At 48.3% G+C, this 19,835-nt stretch carries 23 protein-coding genes; 21 read left to right on the top strand and 2 right to left on the bottom strand.

The features are described from left to right. The first annotated feature begins 11 nt into the window (after positions 1-11). Genes flhF through A1OO_RS21425 form a run of 11 tightly spaced genes read left to right on the top strand, consistent with a single transcriptional unit; the run spans position 12 to position 10,671 of the window. Positions 12-1,667 carry a flagellar biosynthesis protein FlhF gene (gene flhF, locus A1OO_RS21475; RefSeq protein ID WP_017004401.1) on the top strand — a complete coding sequence of 552 codons (1,656 nt, stop codon included), beginning with the start codon at positions 12-14 and terminating at the stop codon, positions 1,665-1,667. Next, positions 1,660-2,547: a MinD/ParA family protein gene (locus tag A1OO_RS21470; protein WP_016960145.1), complete on the top strand. Its 888-nt coding sequence runs from the start codon at positions 1,660-1,662 to the stop codon at positions 2,545-2,547. Before flhF ends, A1OO_RS21470 begins: the two co-directional genes overlap by 8 nt. Continuing rightward, complete coding sequence (locus A1OO_RS21465) at positions 2,540-3,262, top strand: RNA polymerase sigma factor FliA (RefSeq protein ID WP_026023987.1); 723 nt, start codon at positions 2,540-2,542, stop codon at positions 3,260-3,262. Before A1OO_RS21470 ends, A1OO_RS21465 begins: the two co-directional genes overlap by 8 nt. Positions 3,263-3,311: 49 nt before the next feature. Further along, on the top strand, positions 3,312-3,680 hold the full coding sequence (gene cheY, locus A1OO_RS21460) for a chemotaxis response regulator CheY (protein WP_016960147.1): 369 nt from the start codon (positions 3,312-3,314) through the stop codon (positions 3,678-3,680). 35 nt (positions 3,681-3,715) lie between these two features. Beyond that, entirely contained in the window at positions 3,716-4,447 is a 732-nt protein-coding gene (locus A1OO_RS21455) for a protein phosphatase CheZ (protein WP_016960148.1), read from the top strand. Between the two features lie 9 nt (positions 4,448-4,456). Continuing rightward, a complete protein-coding gene (locus A1OO_RS21450) occupies positions 4,457-6,604 on the top strand; it encodes a chemotaxis protein CheA (RefSeq protein WP_017004400.1) in 2,148 nt (715 codons plus the stop codon). 17 nt (positions 6,605-6,621) lie between these two features. After that, on the top strand, positions 6,622-7,776 hold the full coding sequence (locus A1OO_RS21445) for a protein-glutamate methylesterase/protein-glutamine glutaminase (protein WP_016960150.1): 1,155 nt from the start codon (positions 6,622-6,624) through the stop codon (positions 7,774-7,776). A 9-nt stretch (positions 7,777-7,785) separates the two neighbouring features. After that, positions 7,786-8,565 carry a ParA family protein gene (locus A1OO_RS21440; protein WP_016960151.1) on the top strand — a complete coding sequence of 260 codons (780 nt, stop codon included), beginning with the start codon at positions 7,786-7,788 and terminating at the stop codon, positions 8,563-8,565. Then, entirely contained in the window at positions 8,555-9,724 is a 1,170-nt protein-coding gene (locus A1OO_RS21435; protein ID WP_017004399.1) for a chemotaxis protein CheW, read from the top strand. Before A1OO_RS21440 ends, A1OO_RS21435 begins: the two co-directional genes overlap by 11 nt. A gap of 33 nt (positions 9,725-9,757) precedes the next feature. After that, the gene (locus tag A1OO_RS21430) at positions 9,758-10,246 is read left to right on the top strand and encodes a chemotaxis protein CheW (RefSeq protein WP_016960153.1); all 489 of its coding nucleotides are present in this window, start codon (positions 9,758-9,760) and stop codon (positions 10,244-10,246) included. Beyond that, positions 10,246-10,671, top strand: coding sequence for a DUF2802 domain-containing protein (locus A1OO_RS21425; RefSeq protein ID WP_016960154.1), 426 nt, complete (start codon positions 10,246-10,248; stop codon positions 10,669-10,671). The genes A1OO_RS21430 and A1OO_RS21425 overlap by 1 nt, the downstream gene beginning before the upstream one ends. Positions 10,672-10,704: 33 nt before the next feature. Here the strand turns inward: A1OO_RS21425 and A1OO_RS21420 are convergent, their stop codons facing one another. Together A1OO_RS21420 and A1OO_RS21415 are read right to left on the bottom strand one after the other, a co-directional pair. After that, complete coding sequence (locus A1OO_RS21420; RefSeq protein ID WP_016960155.1) at positions 10,705-10,998, bottom strand: EscU/YscU/HrcU family type III secretion system export apparatus switch protein; 294 nt, start codon at positions 10,996-10,998, stop codon at positions 10,705-10,707. Beyond that, positions 10,995-11,774, bottom strand: coding sequence for a flagellar hook-length control protein FliK (locus A1OO_RS21415; RefSeq protein ID WP_016960156.1), 780 nt, complete (start codon positions 11,772-11,774; stop codon positions 10,995-10,997). The genes A1OO_RS21420 and A1OO_RS21415 overlap by 4 nt, the downstream gene beginning before the upstream one ends. A gap of 122 nt (positions 11,775-11,896) precedes the next feature. On the opposite strand from A1OO_RS21415, the gene ccmA reads away from it, so the two are divergent. The 10 genes from ccmA (at position 11,897) to A1OO_RS21365 (ending at position 19,809) form a co-directional block, all read left to right on the top strand. Next, positions 11,897-12,511, top strand: coding sequence for a cytochrome c biogenesis heme-transporting ATPase CcmA (ccmA, locus tag A1OO_RS21410; protein ID WP_016960157.1), 615 nt, complete (start codon positions 11,897-11,899; stop codon positions 12,509-12,511). Continuing rightward, a complete protein-coding gene (gene ccmB / locus A1OO_RS21405) occupies positions 12,511-13,179 on the top strand; it encodes a heme exporter protein CcmB (RefSeq protein WP_016960158.1) in 669 nt (222 codons plus the stop codon). Before ccmA ends, ccmB begins: the two co-directional genes overlap by 1 nt. 35 nt (positions 13,180-13,214) lie before the next feature. Further along, a complete protein-coding gene (locus A1OO_RS21400; protein ID WP_016960159.1) occupies positions 13,215-13,952 on the top strand; it encodes a heme ABC transporter permease in 738 nt (245 codons plus the stop codon). Positions 13,953-13,954: 2 nt separating this feature from the next. After that, positions 13,955-14,161, top strand: a complete 207-nt coding sequence (gene ccmD / locus A1OO_RS21395) for a heme exporter protein CcmD (RefSeq protein ID WP_016960160.1) — start codon at positions 13,955-13,957, stop codon at positions 14,159-14,161. Further along, on the top strand, positions 14,158-14,637 hold the full coding sequence (gene ccmE / locus A1OO_RS21390) for a cytochrome c maturation protein CcmE (RefSeq protein ID WP_016960161.1): 480 nt from the start codon (positions 14,158-14,160) through the stop codon (positions 14,635-14,637). The genes ccmD and ccmE overlap by 4 nt, the downstream gene beginning before the upstream one ends. Continuing rightward, positions 14,637-16,613: a heme lyase CcmF/NrfE family subunit gene (locus tag A1OO_RS21385; RefSeq protein ID WP_016960162.1), complete on the top strand. Its 1,977-nt coding sequence runs from the start codon at positions 14,637-14,639 to the stop codon at positions 16,611-16,613. The genes ccmE and A1OO_RS21385 overlap by 1 nt, the downstream gene beginning before the upstream one ends. 2 nt (positions 16,614-16,615) lie before the next feature. Next, entirely contained in the window at positions 16,616-17,170 is a 555-nt protein-coding gene (locus tag A1OO_RS21380; RefSeq protein ID WP_017004398.1) for a DsbE family thiol:disulfide interchange protein, read from the top strand. Continuing rightward, entirely contained in the window at positions 17,170-17,676 is a 507-nt protein-coding gene (locus A1OO_RS21375) for a cytochrome c-type biogenesis protein (protein WP_026023985.1), read from the top strand. The genes A1OO_RS21380 and A1OO_RS21375 overlap by 1 nt, the downstream gene beginning before the upstream one ends. Beyond that, positions 17,673-18,887: a c-type cytochrome biogenesis protein CcmI gene (gene ccmI, locus A1OO_RS21370; protein ID WP_017004397.1), complete on the top strand. Its 1,215-nt coding sequence runs from the start codon at positions 17,673-17,675 to the stop codon at positions 18,885-18,887. Before A1OO_RS21375 ends, ccmI begins: the two co-directional genes overlap by 4 nt. A gap of 133 nt (positions 18,888-19,020) precedes the next feature. Then, complete coding sequence (locus A1OO_RS21365) at positions 19,021-19,809, top strand: MlaA family lipoprotein (RefSeq protein WP_016960166.1); 789 nt, start codon at positions 19,021-19,023, stop codon at positions 19,807-19,809. Positions 19,810-19,835 lie beyond the last annotated feature (26 nt).

Here is a 19,835-nt window from a genome sequence, read left to right as displayed (position 1 = left end):
GGACAACGATTTTGAAAATTAAACGATTTTTTGCCAAAGACATGCGTACAGCATTAGCCGAAGTGAAAGAAGCACTCGGCGCAGATGCGGTCATCATGTCGAACAAGAAAGTGACCGGCGGTGTCGAAATCGTGGCGGCTGTTGATACTGAAACGCCAACTCGTGATGTGCGCAAAGAAGCCGCAAAAACACAAATGGCACAGAGTATGGATCGCGCTCAACAGCCTCGTCGCGTTGCTGACGACAAAGTCCATCTTCGTCGTGACATCAACAAAGAGGCGTCCAGAAAGCCATTAGGTGGTGCTCTTGGTAGCAAGTTTTCAAGCTTGCTGGACCGCTATCAGTCACAACTGCCAGACAATGAACGCCTTGAAGAGCCTGAACCAGAAGTTGATTCACTCAGTGCATTGCTTGCTCGTCAGAGTGATATACGTCGCCGTGAAACAGAAGCTGCTTACGGTGCGGCGCAGCAGCCACTTCGTCGCCCCAATGGTGTTCAAGGCAACAATGCTCAAAAAGGCAATGCTCAAAATGGCAATGCAGGTGGTCAAGGCTATAGCTCAACAACGGCTCGAAACAAGCAGCAAGCCAAAGGTCAGGAACTCGATCGCCTGTATCGTCAAAAACGTGACGACATGGAGCGCCGTGACCCAAGAACCGGTGCGCGTCAGGAAAATCGTCTTGACGACACTCGCAAAGAATTACGTAAGCCAGCGCCTCGACAACCGGACGAAATGGAATCGATGCGTAAAGAAATGGCAACAATTCGGAGCCTGCTGGAACACCAATTATCAGGCTTAATGTGGCAAGAAGTTGAGCGTAAAGAGCCGCTTCGCGCCATGTTAATCAAACGACTCGAAAAAATGGGGATTTCACCCGTGCTGGCTGACCAGTTAGCAGGGTATATTCCGGAAGATACCGCACCGAATGAAGCGTGGTCAGAGTTGCTAGAACTTGTGGCAGATCAAGTGATTACTTCAAGCGAAAACCTATTGGAAACCGGTGGCGTCATTGCTCTTTTAGGGCCTACAGGCGTAGGGAAAACCACCACGATCGCGAAACTTGCGGCAAGGGCGGCAATGGACTTCGGCCCAGAAGAAATAGCACTGGTGACAACAGATACATTTCGTATCGGCGCACACGAGCAACTTGCGACTTACGGCAGAATTTTAGGCTGTCCGGTAAAAGTTGCTAAAGATGCAGACACACTGGCCGATATTCTGTATCAGTTACGTCATCGTCGACTGATCCTTTTGGATACCGCAGGCATGGGCCAGCGTGATCTGAGGCTCTCAGAACAACTTGATACTCTGATCCAAAGTAGTGGTTCACATATCCGAAGCTTACTTGTCTTACCCGCCACCTCACAGCGTCGCGTGTTACAAGAGACCATTGACCATTTTCGACGTATTCCCCTATCAGGGTGTGTGCTGACAAAATTGGATGAATCTCTCAGCCTAGGGGAGCTACTGAGCGTGACCATCGAAAATGCGCTTCCAGTGACTTATCTTGCTGACGGGCAACGAGTGCCAGAAGACATTCGTCATGCCAGTGGAAGATACCTTGTCAACAGGGCAAGTGAACTAATGGATCAAGATTCAGAGCAGCAAAACCATTTCTGGAGTCATGATGTACCAGAGTCGAATGCGGCGGACTTTTATGATTGAGACAACCATGCATGATCAAGCAAGCGGCCTCCGCCGTATGACAAACCCGACTCGCACCAAAGTGATCACCGTAACGGGTGGCAAGGGTGGCGTGGGCAAAACCAATATTACCTTGGGTATCGGCATGGCAATGGCGAAGCAAGGTAAAAAAGTCATGGTGTTGGATGCTGACTTGGGTTTGGCGAATATTGATGTGCTTTTGGGAATACGTGTTGGTAAAAACCTAAGCCACGTTATGCAAGGTGTCTGTGACCTTAAAGACATTATTGTAGAAGGGCCTCATGGCTTAAAGATTATTCCTGCGTCATCGGGAATGCGAGGCATGACAGAGCTATCAACGGCGCAACACGCTGGCCTTATTCGTGCCTTTGGTACTTTGGATGAAGAGGTGGATGTACTGCTTGTCGATACGGCAGCGGGTATTTCTGACATGGTGCTTAGCTTTTCACGAGCGGCACAAGATGTATTGATTGTGGTGTGTGATGAGCCAACATCCATCACTGATGCCTACGCATTAATCAAGCTGTTAAGCCGTGAACATGGCGTTACTCGCTTCAAAATTGTGGCCAATATGGTGCGCAGTTATCGAGAAGGTCGCGATTTATTTACAAAATTAACGCGTGTAACAGAAAGATTTTTAAATGCTAATCTAGAATTAGTAGCATGTGTTCCATTAGATGAACGGGTGCGACAGTCTGTGAAGAAGCAAAAAGTGGTTGTGGATGCGTTTCCTCAATCGCCTGCAGCCCTCGCTTTGAATGCACTTGCGAACAAAGCGCTGACCTGGCCAGTACCTCGAAACCCAGGTGGGCATTTGGAGTTCTTTGTCGAGAGACTTCTTGTACGCGATGAAGCGGCAGGAGACTATCTCGGTGAATAGAGCGCTCACCTACAGCAGGACAGGAGCCTCAACGGAAACAGTGTTTGAGCAATATTCAACGCTAGTAAAGCGTATTGCTCATCATCTGGTTTCTCGTTTGCCCCCTAATGTGCAGGTTGATGATTTGATTCAGGCGGGCATGATTGGCCTGTTAGAAGCGCAACAAAACTATGACGCCTCAAAAGGGGCGAGTTTTGAAACCTACGCCGGGATCCGAATTCGTGGTGCCATGTTAGATGACATCCGAAAAGGTGACTGGGTTCCACGCTCTGTGCACAGAAACAACCGCCAGATCAGCGAGGTCATTTCGCAACTGGAAGGCGAGTTAGGACGAGATCCTAACGACAAAGAAATTGCGAAACGTTTGGGTATGAGCCTTGACCAGTATTATCAGATCCAAAATGATATCAATGCTGGGCGACTAATTGGTATCGAAGATCTAGGCGTTTCAGAAGATGCTTTCGTGACAGAAAAGCATCGCGAAGAGAACCTTCCCTTTGAGGAAGTCGCAGAAGATAGCTTTAAGGCGCACCTAGCTAAAGCCATCAAAGGACTCCCTGAAAGAGAAGCTTTGGTACTCTCTCTCTATTACGACGAGGAACTTAACCTCAAGGAGATTGGTGCCATTATCGGGGTCAGTGAATCCCGAGTTTGCCAGATTCAAAATCAGGCAATGCAGCGGTTACGGACCAAGCTAACTGCTTGGTCAAAGTAAGTTTTTATAATTATAAGGGACCTCACCGGAGGCAACTTTGGATACAAATATGAAAATCCTCATTGTTGATGATTTCTCAACAATGAGACGTATAGTTAAAAATCTCCTTCGTGATCTGGGTTTCAACAACACCGTTGAAGCAGATGACGGCTTAACAGCACTGCCTATTCTCAAAAAAGGTGGTATTGAATTTGTCGTCACTGACTGGAACATGCCGGGAATGCAGGGCATCGATCTGCTCAAAAATATTCGTGCTGATGCTGATCTTAAGCATTTGCCAGTATTGATGATCACAGCCGAAGCCAAGCGTGAACAAATCGTAGAAGCGGCTCAAGCGGGCGTTAATGGCTATATTGTTAAGCCATTCACTGCAGCCACGCTGAAAGAGAAGCTGGACAAGATTTTCGAACGCATGTGATTTGCTTCTTCGCGCAGTGAAGGATTATTAAAATAATGATAACACTCGACCAAGCTAAAGAATTGGTCAGTTTGCTAGAAGAAGGGAATCAGGAAGGCGCGAACGAGTTGTTGGCCAAATTGACCGGCGACCCGCGTAATCCGCTCTTCAATGAGGTTGGGAAACTGACACGGCAACTGCACGATTCGCTCTCTAATTTTCGCTTGGATCCGCGCGTCAATGATCTCGCTACTAGCGAGATTCCTGATGCAAAAGATCGCCTTAACTTTGTTATGGAAAAAACGGAAATCGCTGCAAACCGAACCATGGATGCAGTGGAAGCGACGTTACCTATCGCCGATAACCTTCAAGATTGTCTCTCTCAGGTTAGACCTCAGTGGAATAATCTCATGGGAGGGCGGATTGACCTCTTAAATTTCAAAGAGTTGTGTCATCAGATCGATGGTTTGCTGACACAGGTCGAAGGCGATACCACCAAATTACACAGTCAACTGACTGAGATTTTGATGGCGCAAGATTTCCAAGATATTACGGGGCAAGTTATTCGTCGCGTTATAGATTTGGTTCAAGAAGTCGAAAAACAACTGGTCGAAATCCTGACAGCATTTGGGTTGGATGATGAACAGGAACAAATAGAACCAGAAACAGTACAACAATCTGGCATCGAGGCTGAAGGTCCCGTCGTCACTGAGGAACAGCGTCAAGAGAAAAATGTGATGCAGAGTCAGGATGATGTGGACGATTTACTTTCAAGTCTTGGCTTTTAGGGGGGCGTTATGAGCTTTGAAATGGATGAAGAAATCCTGCAGGACTTTTTGATCGAAGCAGGGGAAATTCTGGAACTATTGTCTGAACAGCTTGTGGATCTGGAAAAAACGCCAGAAGACCGCAATTTGTTGAACGCAATTTTCCGTGGGTTTCACACGGTTAAAGGTGGTGCAGGCTTTTTGTCACTCACTGAGCTGGTAGATACCTGCCACGGTGCCGAAAACATCTTTGATAACCTCCGCAATGGTGGCCGTGAAATAAACGCAGAAGTGATGGATATCATCCTTCAAGCGCTTGATACTGTTAATGAACAGTTTGCTTGTGTTCAACAAAGTGAGCCAGCACCAGCCGCTAATCCAGAACTGTTGGCTGCATTGCACAAATACAGCAGACCAGCTTCTGAAGACGAAGCGACTGAAGCTGTTGCACCCGAGCCAGAACCCGAGCCAGAACCCGAACCTGAAATCGTCGAAACGCCATCTGGCGGCGATGCGATTGCGGGCGACTCTGTTGATGAAATCACCGACGATGAGTTTGACCGCTTGCTTGATCAGCTTCATGGAAAAGGCCAATCGCCAACGGTGGGTAATGCAGAGCCTGCCGCCCCTTCTGCCTCGTCGGACAGTGGCGACATGACCGATGATGAATTCGATAAATTATTGGATGACTTACACGGTGCAGGTAAAGGCCCAGACCTTGGTAGTGACAATTCACATACTTCTCCGCCGCCTCAAAATTCAGCGGTAGAAAGTCCAAGCAGTGATGAAATCAGTGATGATGAATTCGAAAAACTATTAGACGATTTGCACGGTAAGGGCAAAAGCCCTATCGAAAATGCAGTGTCTAATGACAAACCCGCACCTGCTGCTGCAGCACCAAAAGCAGCACCTGCTCCACCTCCTGCTCCAAAAGCAGAAGCGCCAGCGGCGAAGCCGCCAGCACCAGTAGCAAAGCCACCAGCTAAAGCTGAAGAGAAAAAAACGCCGGTTCCACAGCCAGAGCAAACCGTTCGTGTTAACACGTCAACGCTCGACACCATTATGAACATGGTGGGTGAGTTGGTACTGGTGCGAAACCGTTTGGTGAGTTTGGGCGCTAATAGCGACGACGAGCACATGGCAAAAGCGGTGACAAATCTCGACGTCGTGACGGCTGATTTGCAGGGTGCAGTGATGCAAACCCGCATGCAACCGATTAAAAAGGTGTTTGGTCGTTTCCCCCGCGTTGTTCGCGATTTGGCTCGTACTCTCAAAAAAGACATCGTGCTGGAAATGCGCGGTGAAGAAACTGATCTTGATAAAAACCTGGTTGAAGCACTGGCCGACCCAATGGTCCACTTGGTGCGTAACTCGGTTGATCACGGGATTGAAATGCCCGATGTTCGCGAGCAAAACGGTAAACCTCGAGTAGGTACGGTCACACTGGCGGCATCTCAAGAAGGCGATCATATTCTGCTAACCATCGAAGATGATGGTGGCGGTATGGATGCTGAAAAACTTCGTGAAATCGCAGTTAATCGTGGCGTGTTGGACGCTGACGCGGCAGCACGTTTGACGGATGTCGAAGCGTTCAACCTGATTTTTGCGCCGGGCTTTTCAACCAAAGTCGAGATTTCAGATATCTCCGGCCGAGGCGTGGGCATGGATGTAGTGAAAACCGCCATTACCCAACTTAACGGCACGATCTCCATCGACTCGGCCTTAGGCCGTGGTACTGTCATTTCAATCAAAGTGCCACTCACACTGGCTATTTTGCCAACGTTGATGGTCGGTATTGGTAACAATCCGTTTGCATTCCCGCTTTCTAATGTTAATGAAATCATTGGCTTGGATTTATCGAGAACCAATACGATTGACGGTCAGTTAACCATCATTGTTCGTGAAAAAGCAATTCCATTGTTCTATCTCCAAGATTGGCTATGTAAGACGCGCGCAGAGGTCAGAGACAGCGGTCATGTTGTTGTTGTTCAGATGGGGCATCAGTCGGTTGCGTTCGTTGTCGACTCCTTGATTGGACAAGAAGAAGTGGTTATAAAACCGTTGGATGAATTGTTGCAAGGAACGCCAGGAATGGCAGGTGCAACGATTACCAGTGATGGTCACATTGCATTGATTCTTGATGTGCCTAATCTGCTCAAGCGCTACGCTAGCCGATAATAATTTAAAGGAATAACATGGCAGTGAAAGTACTGGTGGTGGATGACTCGAGCTTTTTCCGCCGCCGAGTGAGTGAAATTATTAACGGGGATCCTCGTCTTGAGGTTATTGACTGTGCAGTCAATGGTAAAGAGGCTGTTGAAAAAGCCGCTAAGCTAAAACCCGATGTAATTACGATGGACATCGAAATGCCGGTGATGGACGGGATTACCGCAGTTCGTGAGATCATGCGGACCAATCCAACGCCAATTTTGATGTTCTCGTCACTGACGCATGATGGCGCCAAAGCAACGCTTGATGCACTGGATGCGGGTGCACTCGACTTCCTGCCGAAAAAATTTGAAGACATCGCGCGCAATAGAGATGAAGCGGTGGGTTTGTTGCAGCAACGTGTGAGCGAAATAGCGCGTAAGCGATCGTTCATGCGTCGTCCAGCGGTAACTTCAACCCCGGTGACATCTTCGACAAGCACGGCCACTTCGCCCAGCTCAATTGCTAGGCCTGCTTCGACTAGACCCTTAGCGGGCTCGACACCTAACACTGCACCCGTTGCGCGCTCAGCGTCAACGGGGGGGCGATTCAAAGCCACGGGTAAGCGGTATCAGCTTACAGCGATTGGCACGTCGACGGGGGGCCCTGTAGCTCTGCAAAAAGTGCTCAGTGCTTTACCCGCGAATTTCCCAATGCCAATTCTTTTGATTCAGCATATGCCATCCACGTTTACTGCGGCCTTTGCGCAGCGTCTAAATGGTCTGTGTGAAATTTCAGTGAAAGAAGCGCAAGATGGCGAGCCGCTTAAAGCCGGTACGGCTTATCTTGCCCCAGGCGGCATGCAGATGATGATTGATGGACGTCCAGGTTCAACGCGTGTCAAAATCATCGATGGTGGCGATCGTATGAATTACAAACCGTGTGTCGATGTGACATTCGGTTCAGCTGCAAACGTGTACGGCGATAAAGTGCTGTCTATGGTACTCACCGGAATGGGTGCTGATGGTCGAGACGGTGCTAGAATGCTGAAACAACAAGGTTCAACCGTTTGGGCACAAGACGAAGACAGCTGTGTTGTCTATGGTATGCCGCAAGCAGTCGCGAAAGCAGGGATTTCAACGGAAGACCTGCCTCTAGATCGCATTGCCGAGCGTATCCTTGTTGAGCTCAATCTGGTTTAAGGAGCGGCTGTGATAGTCTGGAGCATTGCAAACCAGAAGGGTGGCGTAGGAAAAACAACCTCAACCATCACCCTTGCTGGGCTTCTCAGTGAAAGAAATAAACGTGTGTTGTTGATCGACACCGACCCACATGCGTCCCTGACAACGTATCTGAATTACGATTCGGATAAATTGCCACGTACGCTGTTTGATCTATTCCAATTACAGACTATCAATCGAGACACGGTCAAACCGCTCATTCTTAACACTGAATATAAAAACCTAGATCTGTTGCCCTCCCACATGTCTTTGGCGACATTGGACAGAGCAATGGGTAATCGCGGTGGCATGGGGTTGATGCTTAAAAAGACCCTAGCTTGCCTCGAAGAAGATTACGATTACGCACTGATCGATTGCCCGCCTATCTTGGGTGTGATGATGGTTAATGCCTTGGCTGCAAGCAATCGTATTCTAATACCAGTACAGACTGAGTTCTTGGCTATGAAAGGCTTGGAACGCATGATCCGTACCTTGCAGATCATGCAGAAATCTCGAAGCTCAGCCTTCAAAGTGTGCATTGTGCCTACCATGTACGACAAACGTACACGTGCTTCGCTGGAAACGTTGCAAGAGCTTAAAGTGCGTTATCCCGATCAAGTTTGGTCGTCAGCGGTACCGATTGATACTAAATTCCGTGATGCCAGCTTAAAGCACATGCCGCCATCGTATTATGCGAAAAACTGTCGCGGCGTATTTGCTTACAAAACGCTGCTCTCTTATTTGGAGCGACTGGAACAGGATGAAAGATAGCCGTGCCTTGTCCAGTGTTCAGGCGCTGGACGATTATTTTGATGCGCTGTTGGAAGACGATGTTCTGCCACAGTCGCAAGACACGGATGCGACCTCTCAGGTCGTTGACGCCGTAGCTTTGGTGCCTCAGCCTGCGGCGATAGAGCCAACAGACACATTCAGTGGCGCGACACTCACGAAAGAAGAGCGTGATTTGTCGTCAGTGGAAAAACTCCTTAGTCAGCTTCAGCTTGAAGAGGACATGGAAGTTGAAGTCGAATTAGACGCAGACGTAGACGTCGATACACTACTCGACGTTGATGCTGAAATTAGCACTGATACCGAGGTATTGGCTGACACTGACGTTAAGGCTGCAACTGACAACGATGTCGTTACTGACATAGATGTATTGACTAACGTCGACACAGTGCAAGATGTTGACGTGATGACCGATGTTGATGTCGCTATTGATATCTCAATTGAGGTTGAGAGCGTAGTCGAGGCTGACCTTGACGTAGAGATCTCAACGGATGTGGCACTCGACACGGTCACGCTCAGTGCAGAACCCGATGTGGACATTGTCGTTGAAGACATCGTGATGGCACACGTCGAAGAGGTTGTTGCAGACGACATTGCGATTGAAGAGACTGTTGATGTTGAAACCAACGTTGACGTCGAACCGGAAATGCAAGAAGACGAAGATATTGCGCCGCCTTGGCAAAACATTGCGTCTGAGTCTGCTTTCCAGGTTTTATTCTTTGAATCTTTTGGTGTTACCTATGCTGTGCCATTGGCCGAGCTAGGGGGTATTCATCGACTGGAAGACTGCAATCACCTTATCGGTCGGCCGGACTGGTATTTGGGCTTGCAAACAGAGCGAGACCAGCAGCTCGACGTTGTGGATACGGCCATGTGGGTAATGCCGGAAAAAATAACAGATAACAACCATCGCGAAGGCTATAGTTATATAGTGATCTTGGGTGACAGCAAGTGGGGATTGGCTTGCAATACCCTGCTAGGTACAGAGTCACTTAAGGGCGAACAAGTGCGATGGCGTGAACAAGCTGGCAAGCGGCCTTGGTTGGCCGGGTTAGTCAAACAAAAGATGTGCGCATTGATTCACGTCGAAGCGCTGATTGCCATGCTAAATCAAGGTATAGATGCCAACGCGTTGGCGTAATTGACGCAGCACAGCACGTAAAGAGGAAAATAAATGGGTCAGGTAGCTGAAGTTCAAAAAGATAACGTGAATGACGAGGTTCTACAGTGGGTGACCTTCCAGCTGGAAGACGAAACCTATGGCATTAACGTCATGCAGGTTCGAGAAGTTTTACGCTATACCGAAATCGCGCCGGTACCGGGTGCACCAGACTATGTGCTGGGCATCATCAACCTTCGTGGTAACGTGGTTACGGTTATCGACACGCGTTCTCGCTTTGGTTTGATGCAAGGTGATGTCTCTGACAACACTCGCGTCATCGTGATTGAAGCTGAGTCGCAAGTGATTGGTATCATGGTCGATAGCGTGGCTGAGGTGGTCTATCTCAGAACTTCAGAAATCGATACCACGCCAAGCGTGGGTACCGATGAAAGTGCCAAGTTTATCCAAGGTGTTAGCAACCGCAATGGTAGCTTGCTGATCCTGGTTGACTTGAACAAACTGCTCTCTGACGATGAGTGGTCAGACATGGCCATGCTGTAATGCTTGACGTCGTGTTGCATTGGCTACCGCTCGGTGTGTCCATCACCGTCGCGGTGGTTGCATTCTTGCTACTACGTCGAGAGAAAAAAGCCCGATTGAATCTGGATGCCAAATTCCAGGCAATGGAGCTGCTATATAAAAACTCTCGCCAGCAGCATGAGAGCCTTTCAAAGCAATTCAATGAATTGCGTGCAGGCTCGATTGGCATGAGCCAGAAACTCGCCGAACTATCCCAACGATTCGATGACTTGGTTGATAAGCAAAACGAGTTGGAAATGCACGATCCGGATGGTCGACTCTACAGTCGAGCAAGCAAGATGGTGGAGCTAGGTGCCGATATCCATGAGTTGATGGAAGAATGTGATCTTCCAAAAGCTGAGGCGGAACTTTTGCTTAGCATCAGAAAGCAACGGATGGTGAGGTAGTGCAAATGTCCTCTCTAGGATAGCAAACTACGGTCACACTGATTTGTTGACGACAGACCCTTCCCATCCGGGCGGGGTTTTTCCGTCTAAATACCATGCAAACGCGATCAATTCTGCGATCACCAAGTACAATTGCTCTGGTATTTCATCGCCTACTTCCAATGCAGATAGCCAGTTCATCAAGGTTTCGTCGCTGTGCACCAAACCGCCGTTTTTCTCCATTTCCTCGATCAATTTTTCTGCCAACGCTTCATAGCCTTTCGCGCTAACTTGCGGTGCATTAATGCCATCATATCGAAGCGCCACCGCGCTTTTGGGTTTCTTCATACTTGAATGTTAACTCCGGCTTCTAGCGCGACAGGTTCGCAGTATTCGCTCATTTCTATTTTGCATTCAGACATACAAATTTGATGTTTATTCAGTTGTTTCTCTAAAGTTGGCAGGGCATGCTCGAGTTTCTTATGTAACGCTGGGGAATCCGTGGTTAGCGTCAGCGACAACGATTTTTCTTCTAACTCTGCGGTGGCGGTGAGGTGACGGTTTTTTGACAATGTGAGGTTAACTGTCACGCTCCAACGAGATTTTTTCCGTTTACCCAAGGTCTTCTTTTTGGCGGTGATGCGAACCGGTGTTGGTGTTAAATGGCTAAGAGGAAACAACCAGTGGTGCTCATTGGCTTTATTGCCGTCTTGCAAACGTTGCTCGGTTACCAGCATAAGTAGAGCTTTAAGCTTGCCGCTGCTTTCGTCGTCCGCTCCCGACGTGATGAGTCGCAATGCATCAAGAAGCGCTTTGTCCGATTGCCGTTCAGCCAACCATTTTGCTGCAAGCTCTGGTGTGCTTGGCATGACGAGTGCATTTAATAGAGTACTCACAGCGTGCGCACTTGGCGTATTTCCTGGCAAAGAGGAGGCTGGCGAGGAAAGTAAAAGAGGGAATAAATTGATCAGTCTTAGAACTTGAGCAAGTTGCGAAGATAGTGGTTGAGGGGGGGAACTCATGCCCGTTTTGTCTTGTCCCACCTGCAACAGTTTTCCCTGAAGTTTACTTTGGATATTCTCAAGCGTTAATACGTTGATGTTACTGGCGTTATCTATTTTCATATTTACTCACAATTATTAACGTATGGCGGACAAGAGCGGGATCGCGCCGCTAACGGTATTAAAAACCTCTATGTTATTATCGGGCAAATTTTTGAATACTTTATCGGGAACATTGATTTCTCATGTTGGAAGTACGTCAACTCAACAGTATTCGTGATGAACGAGTATTGTTCGAAGACCTTTGCTTTACAGTGTCGCCTGGCGAACTTGTACAGATAGAAGGCCCAAATGGTGCGGGCAAAACCACCTTACTGCGAATTATTGCAGGGTTGGGATTGGCTGAATCAGGCGATGTGCTTTGGCAAGGAAAATCAGTGACCAAAGCACGTGAAGCGTTTTACAGCAATCTATTGTTTTTGGGGCACAGCACGGGCGTAAAGCGTGAACTGACTGCTTTTGAAAATCTGGCGTTTTATCAAAAGATGCATGGTGAAACCGATGAAACAGCGCTTTGGGATGCGTTAGCCCGTGTGGGTTTGGCCGGTCGAGAAGATGTCACTGCTGCGCAGCTCTCCGCGGGACAAAACCGAAGAGTTGCATTGGCGAGGCTGTGGATTAGCAAATCTCCGCTGTGGATACTGGATGAGCCGCTTACCGCGATCGATAAACAAGGCGTAAAAGTGCTGGAAAGTCTCTTTCAAAAACATGTCGATGGCGGAGGGATGGTGTTGTTCACCACCCATCAAGATATGTTTGATGGAAATCCATTACTGCGTCGCATTAAGTTGGGTGCGTAATGGGGGCGGCGATGTACCAAATTATTCGACGTGAACTGCTGATTGCCTATCGACGCCAGTCAGACATGTTAAATCCGTTATGGTTTTTCATCATTGTCATCACGCTTTTTCCATTAGGTATTGGACCTGGGCCAAACCTATTGGCAGAAATCGCGCCCGGCATTATCTGGGTGGCCGCGTTACTTGCTGCTGTGTTGTCACTTGAGCGTTTGTTTCGTGATGACTTTATTGATGGCTCACTAGAGCAAATGTTATTGATGCCAGAACCTTTGTCTGTATTGGCATTTGCTAAAATTGTTGCCCATTGGCTGCTAACAGGCTTGCCTTTGTTGATCATAAGTCCGCTATTGGCAGTATTACTTTCTTTAGATTGGGCGACCTACAAAGCCGTGGTGCTTACATTGTTATTAGGCACACCAACCTTGAGTTTTTTAGGGGCAATTGGTGTTGCGCTAACGGTAGGACTTCGTAAAGGAGGCGTGCTGTTAAGTCTTCTTGTGCTGCCTTTGTTTATCCCAGTTTTGATCTTTGCAACGTCAGCGATTGAGATGGCTTCGAATGGATTTCCGATCAACGGTCAGCTTGCGATTCTAGGCGCAATGCTTGTGGGTTCGGCAACACTGATGCCATTTGCTGTGTCTGCAGCATTGCGTGTGAGCGTTCAATAATCCCATTTTTATGATTAATTAAGAGCGATAAAGTAATGTGGAAATGGCTTCATCCTTATGCCAAGCCTGAGGCAACCTACAAATTGTGTAATACGCTTTTTCCGTGGTTTGCAGTGTTGGCATTGTTGTCTTTGATGACGGGTACTGTTTGGGGTTTGGCATTCGCTCCGGCTGATTATCAGCAAGGCGATAGCTTCCGAATTATTTACATTCATGTGCCTGCGGCCATATGGTCGATGGGTGCCTATATGTCGATGGCCATTGCTGCGTTTATTGGCATGGTTTGGCAAATAAAAACGTCTGATTGGGCGGCGGCGGCGATGGCACCTGTGGGCGCAGTGTTCACCTTTATTGCACTGGTCACAGGCGCAATATGGGGCAAACCGATGTGGGGAGCCTGGTGGGTATGGGATGCACGTCTAACGTCTGAACTTATTCTGTTGTTCTTATATCTGGGTGTTATCGCGCTCTATAACGCGTTCGATGACGATCGCACGGCCGCTCGTGCCGCGGGTATTTTGGCGATGGTTGGTGTGATTAACCTGCCGATTATTCACTTCTCAGTAGAGTGGTGGAATACCCTGCATCAAGGCGCGACAATCACCAAGTTTGCCAAACCATCGATAGCCTCTGAGATGTTGTGGCCGTTGCTGCTTAACATACTTGGCTTTGCATTGTTCTTTGGTGCAGCGACCTTGATGGCGCTGAAAAACCAAATTTTACAACGAGAATCGCACCGTCCATGGGTCCGTGAATTGGTAGAGAGAGCCTAGCCATGCATTTTAGTTCCTTCTCCGCATTTTTAGACATGGGCGGCTATGCCGCTTATGTTTGGAGTTCATTCGCGATTACGTTTTTCGCCATGTTTTGGGTGGTGTTTTCGTCCCATCTCACACGACGTAAATTGTATCGTGAAATAAAGAACAAAGTTGCCCGAGAGCAACGCATTGAGAAAGCCCAAAAGATGGAGAACACATTATGAACCCGAGACGTAAAAAACGACTAGGGCTAGCTCTCGCTCTGGTACTGGGTGTTGGCTCAACCGTTGGTTTGATGGTCTATGCACTGAATCAGAACATGGATCTCTTCTACACGCCATCAGAGATCGTGCAAGGCAAACCTGACGGTTCTAAACCCTATGTTGGTCAGCGGTTACGCATTGGCGGTATGGTGGTTGAAAACTCAGTGAGTCGTGACCCTGAATCACTAAAAGTAACATTCAAAGTGGCGGACATTGGCCCTGAAGTCACTGTTGTGTTTGAAGGTATTCTTCCGGATTTATTCCGTGAAGGGCAAGGTATCGTTGCGCAGGGTGAACTCATGGATGCAACGACTGTGTATGCGAGCGAAGTGCTTGCAAAGCATGACGAAGAATATATGCCACCGGAAATTGCAGAAGCAATGAACAAGAGCCATACGCCGCTTGAATATACTGAGCAACAACAAGGTAGCTACTAATGATTGCTGAACTGGGCAATTTTGCCCTAATGATTTCACTGGGTTTTTCGGTGTTGCTGAGCATTTACCCGCTATGGGGTGCGCAAATCGGAAACCAAGCCATGATGCGCTCGGCGCGCCCGTTGGCCATCGGCATGTTCCTCATGCTACTCATGTCATTTTTTGCGCTGAGCTGGGCATTTTACGTTAATGACTTTACGGTTACCTATGTAGCCAGTAATTCCAACAGTGCGTTGCCTTGGTATTACCGTCTAACGGCGGTGTGGGGGGCACATGAAGGCTCATTGCTGCTTTGGGTATTGATCCAAGCGGGATGGACACTCGCTGTAGCCATATTTAGCCGCGGTATGCCGCAAGAATCTGTCGCGCGAGTCTTGGCTGTTATGGGCATGATCGGTGTTGGCTTCTTACTGTTTATTATTGTCACGTCGAATCCGTTTGAACGCACATTGCCTTACTTCCCTGTTGACGGCCGAGATCTCAATCCACTGCTGCAAGATCCGGGTTTGATTATTCACCCGCCAATGCTTTACATGGGTTATGTCGGCTTCTCAGTCGCGTTTGCTTTCGCCATTGCATCATTAATGGCCGGACGCCTTGATACCGCATGGGCGCGTTGGTCTCGCCCTTGGACGACGGCCGCGTGGGTTTTCCTAACCATGGGTATCGCACTGGGTTCATGGTGGGCTTATTACGAACTTGGCTGGGGTGGTTGGTGGTTCTGGGATCCTGTCGAAAACGCATCATTCATGCCTTGGCTTGCGGGTACGGCATTGATGCACTCGTTGGCGGTCACAGAAAAGCGTGGCACGTTTAAGGCTTGGACAGTACTTCTGGCAATTTCAGCGTTTTCTCTCAGCTTGTTAGGAACCTTCTTAGTACGTTCTGGTGTTCTGGTTTCCGTTCATGCTTTTGCTTCTGATCCTGCGCGTGGCTTGTTTATTTTGGCATTCCTTGTTGCAGTTATCGGTGGTTCATTATTGCTCTATGCACTGCGCGCGTCAGAAGTGCGCTCACGAGGCAACTTCGAGTTGGTATCGCGTGAGAACGTGCTGCTCGCAAACAATATTTTCCTGATTGCCGCGCTGGTGGTTGTGCTTCTTGGTACGTTGTTGCCGTTGGTACACAAACAGATTGGTTTGGGTTCAGTCTCCATCGGAGAACCTTTCTTTAATCTGCTGTTTACGTGGCTCTCTGTTCCTTTTGTTTTCCTTCTCGGTATTGGACCGCTAATTCGTTGGAAACGTGACAACCTGAAAAACGTGAAAAAGGAAGTCCTTTTCAGCGGTGTGGCATCTGTTGTTATTGGTGTTGGTCTGGTTTGGATTTTTGCTGATACCTTTAAACCATTAGCGGCGCTAGGCGCAGTGATGGGGCTTTGGATTGCTATTCTACTCTCGGTAGAACTGTACCAACGTGCTACGCACCGTCACGATTTGATGACCGGATTAGGCAAGTTAGGTCGCAGTCATTGGGCGATGGTGTTTGGGCATCTTGGTCTTGCGATTTCAATCTTGGGTATTGCGATGGTGCAAAATTACGACATTGAACGAGATGTAAAGATGGCGCCAGGTGAGCGCGTTCAGATGCAAGGCTATGAATTCCACTTTGCGGGTTTGCGAGACAAAGATGGCCCTAACTACGATGGCTATGTTGCAGATTTCGACATTTACCTTGGTGACAAGCGCATCAATACATTGCATGCGGAAAAGCGTTTCTACACCGTGCAGCGCTCAATGATGACCGAAGCAGACATCGATCGCGGTATTACTCGTGATTTGTATATTGCGATGGGAGAGCGTTTGGATGATGGTGCTTGGGCCATTCGTATCTACTACAAGCCGTTCGTACGCTGGATTTGGTTCGGTGCATTGGTCATGTCCATTGGTGGATTACTGGCCATGTCTGACAAGCGTTACCGTTTCCGTAAGAAATCAGATGAGGCAGTCTCTGTCGAATCTGTGAAGGAGGTTTAAGCGTGAAACGTCCTGTACTCTTTATCCCGCTGGGCTTGTTTTTTGTGGTTGTTGTTTTTCTTCTTGGGCAGCTTTTAAATAATGCACAAGGGGATGACCCCACGAAATTGGAGTCTGTGTTGGTGGGTAAACCTGTGCCAGAGTTTCGTCTCGAAGATCTCACCGAAGCGGGCAAGCTTTATGATCAAGACATCTTCAAAGGCCAGCCGTTATTACTGAATGTTTGGGCAACATGGTGTCCAACCTGTTATGCCGAACATACGTATCTCAATGAGTTGGCGGCAAATGGCGTAAAAATCATTGGCCTTAACTACAAAGACGATCGTGTTAAAGCCATCGGCTGGTTGAATCAATTGGGCAACCCTTACTTGGTGAGCCTGTTTGATGGTAACGGCATGCTAGGTCTCGATCTGGGCGTTTATGGCGCACCAGAAACATTCCTCATAGATGCTAACGGTGTGATTCGTTATCGCCATGTTGGTGACGTTAACGAACGTAACTGGCAGGACAAGCTTGGCCCTATGTATGAGAAAATGCTGGCGGAGGCCAAAGGATGATCAAGCGCTTTTGGCTCTTGCTGCTATTGGCAAGCAGTGCTGTATTTTCGGTGTCTGCCGCGATTGAGGTGTATGAATTCGATACGCCGCAACAAGAAGATGCCTTCCATAAACTCGGCAAAGAGCTTCGTTGCCCTAAGTGCCAGAACAACAATATCGCAGATTCGAATGCCGGGTTGGCTCAAGACCTTCGTTTGAAAGTCTATGAGATGCTCAAACAAGGCAAGAATGAAGATGAGATTGTGGAATACATGGTGGCGCGTTATGGCAACTTTGTTACCTATAGTCCACCGGTAACGGCTTCTACGTTGATTTTGTGGGCGGGACCAGCACTGTTTGTGCTTATCGGATTTACTGTGTTGGTCATGCGTAGCCGCAAACCAAAAGCACAGGCAGAGAAAGCACAACTAGACACTGACGAGCAAGCGCGTCTCGCCGCGTTGTTGGGTGGAGACACTGCAAATAACCAATCCGCAAATAAAGATAACAAGGATACAAACGGATGACCGAATTGTGGTTCTGGCTGATCACAGCCTTGATGGTACTTGTCTCTGTTGGACTCTTTGTCGTGCCGATCTATCTGGGTAAAGACCAAGATGAAGCGGCCAGTCGTGATGAATTGAATAAAGCGTTCTTCCGTGACCGCATGGATGAACTGGAAGAAGAAACCGATGAAGGTTTGGTGGACAACCAAAGCGAGTTGGCATTGGAGCTTCAACAATCGCTGCTGGATGATATCCCTGAAGGGGATAAAGCAAAGACACAAAATAAAGTGTCAATGCTGATGCTTTTACCGGGCGTACTTATCCTGGTTGGCTTGAGTTATTCCCTGTACTTTCTCGAAGGCAATCAGCAGCAGGTGGTTGCATGGCAGGAAACGGCAGAACGATTACCTGAGTTATCGCGTCGTCTGATGTCTGACAGCGAAGAGCCAATGACCGATCAAGAAATGGCTGATCTCACTTTGTCGCTTCGTACTAAGCTTTCACAAACGCCAGACGATGCCATGGGCTGGTTGCTGCTAGGTCGCATTGGTTTGGCGAATCGTGATATTCAAACCGCGGAAGGCGCGATGGGTAAAGCGTATCGACTCATGCCAAATGACAACGATGTGAAGCTTGGTTACGCGCAGTCGTTGATGTTGAGTGGTGACGAGACAAACGTTGAAACAGCACGAAATTTGCTGCGTCAGGTTATTAAGAAAGATCATGGCAACCTGCAAGCCTTGTCTCTACTTGCATTCGAAGCGTTCGAGCGCAATGCATATGATGAAGCCATTGCCGCTTGGTCAACCATGAAGCAGCTTCTGCCTGAAAACGACCCTCGTATCTCGATGCTGGATCGCAGTATTGCACGCGCACAAGCACAAGTTGGCGCAGGAAATGGTCAAACGGTTTCTGTGACAATTTCATTGGATGACGCAGTCGGTATTCCTGATGAGGGCGTGCTTATTGTTTCTGTTCACTCTGCCGACGGTGCGCCGATGCCCGTGGCCGCGAAGCGAATCCCTCTCAGCAGTTTCCCGCTGGATGTGGAGCTCACCGATGCAGACAGTATGATCCCAGAGCGTCTGATGTCGTCACTGCCAAATGTGCTGGTCAAAGCTCGCATTGATCGTGATGGCAATGTGATGACTAAAGAAGGCGATTGGTTTGGTGAGAGTGAGCCATTTGCCCTAGGCGGTTCATCACAGATAGTGATTAACCAAAAGAATTAGCCGAATTATCGCCGACCCACTTTGACATGTCGTTCTTATCTGAGCATGCATTTTGACGTTACTCGGGTATAATTGAGGAAAAATGGATAAGGCTGGTGAATAACCAGCCTCTTTTTTAGGGAAAATATTAATAATGTGGAAACGTCTGATATTGGCAGTTGGCGTTATTATTGGATTGAGTGGTTGTGCGCAGGCGCCTGATGAGAGCGCCGTGGATGCGGAAACAAATACTGAATTTGATATCTCGCACCCGAATGACCCTTTTGAAGGATTCAACCGCACCATGTGGGCTTTCAACTACGACATTCTGGATCCGTACGTAGCCCGTCCGGTTTCCCTCGCTTATGTCAACTACGTACCTAGCTTTGCCAGAACAGGGGTTTCAAATTTTATTGATAACCTTGGCGAGCCCGCGAGCATGGTGAACAGTATTGTTATGCTGGAAGGCGAGGCGGCGGTCACTCATTTTAATCGTTTTTGGATTAATACCGTTTTTGGACTGGCAGGCTTGATAGATATCGCCTCGGCAGCAAATATTCAAAAACTGGACGACCGTCAGTTTGGTGATGCGATGGGATACTACGATATCGGACAAGGCCCTTACTTTATGGTGCCAATATATGGTCCGATTACTTTGCGTGAAGGTGCAGGTGACATGGTCGACGATCTCTATCCTCCGCTGTCGCTGTTGACGCTGCCACAATCAATCATCAAGTGGGCGTTGGACGGAATGGAAAGTCGCGCGGCGGTCGTGCCTCAAGAACCATTGCTAGAGAATTCTCCTGATCCGTATGCATTTGCCCGCGATGCTTATTTGCAGCACAAAGCATTTAAAGCGCGTGGTGGCAAAGCGATTGAAGAACCTGAACCGGATGACGAGTACCTTGACGAAGACTTGTTAGACGAAATAGATGATTACTAAAACCAAAAATGGCCACTCAATGAGTG

The sequence above is a fragment of the Enterovibrio norvegicus FF-33 genome (genome assembly GCF_000286835.2).
Lineage (GTDB): Bacteria > Pseudomonadota > Gammaproteobacteria > Enterobacterales > Vibrionaceae > Enterovibrio > Enterovibrio norvegicus_A.
The sequence above is the reverse complement of the archived record's forward strand: the minus strand, read 5'-3'. Positions and strand labels throughout refer to the sequence as shown.

Coding starts and splice junctions, on each gene's coding strand:
- A1OO_RS21420 (WP_016960155.1), bottom strand. CDS start 10,998: ATGAAGAAACCCAAAAGCGCGGTGGCGCTTCGATATGATGGCATTAAT.
- ccmA (WP_016960157.1), top strand. CDS start 11,897: ATGTTGGAAGTACGTCAACTCAACAGTATTCGTGATGAACGAGTATTG.
- cheY (WP_016960147.1), top strand. CDS start 3,312: ATGAAAATCCTCATTGTTGATGATTTCTCAACAATGAGACGTATAGTT.
- A1OO_RS21415 (WP_016960156.1), bottom strand. CDS start 11,774: ATGAAAATAGATAACGCCAGTAACATCAACGTATTAACGCTTGAGAAT.
- A1OO_RS21425 (WP_016960154.1), top strand. CDS start 10,246: ATGCTTGACGTCGTGTTGCATTGGCTACCGCTCGGTGTGTCCATCACC.
- ccmE (WP_016960161.1), top strand. CDS start 14,158: ATGAACCCGAGACGTAAAAAACGACTAGGGCTAGCTCTCGCTCTGGTA.
- A1OO_RS21455 (WP_016960148.1), top strand. CDS start 3,716: ATGATAACACTCGACCAAGCTAAAGAATTGGTCAGTTTGCTAGAAGAA.
- ccmI (WP_017004397.1), top strand. CDS start 17,673: ATGACCGAATTGTGGTTCTGGCTGATCACAGCCTTGATGGTACTTGTC.
- A1OO_RS21430 (WP_016960153.1), top strand. CDS start 9,758: ATGGGTCAGGTAGCTGAAGTTCAAAAAGATAACGTGAATGACGAGGTT.
- A1OO_RS21450 (WP_017004400.1), top strand. CDS start 4,457: ATGAGCTTTGAAATGGATGAAGAAATCCTGCAGGACTTTTTGATCGAA.
- ccmB (WP_016960158.1), top strand. CDS start 12,511: ATGGGGGCGGCGATGTACCAAATTATTCGACGTGAACTGCTGATTGCC.
- A1OO_RS21445 (WP_016960150.1), top strand. CDS start 6,622: ATGGCAGTGAAAGTACTGGTGGTGGATGACTCGAGCTTTTTCCGCCGC.
- A1OO_RS21365 (WP_016960166.1), top strand. CDS start 19,021: ATGTGGAAACGTCTGATATTGGCAGTTGGCGTTATTATTGGATTGAGT.
- A1OO_RS21435 (WP_017004399.1), top strand. CDS start 8,555: ATGAAAGATAGCCGTGCCTTGTCCAGTGTTCAGGCGCTGGACGATTAT.
- A1OO_RS21385 (WP_016960162.1), top strand. CDS start 14,637: ATGATTGCTGAACTGGGCAATTTTGCCCTAATGATTTCACTGGGTTTT.
- A1OO_RS21400 (WP_016960159.1), top strand. CDS start 13,215: ATGTGGAAATGGCTTCATCCTTATGCCAAGCCTGAGGCAACCTACAAA.
- ccmD (WP_016960160.1), top strand. CDS start 13,955: ATGCATTTTAGTTCCTTCTCCGCATTTTTAGACATGGGCGGCTATGCC.
- A1OO_RS21470 (WP_016960145.1), top strand. CDS start 1,660: ATGATTGAGACAACCATGCATGATCAAGCAAGCGGCCTCCGCCGTATG.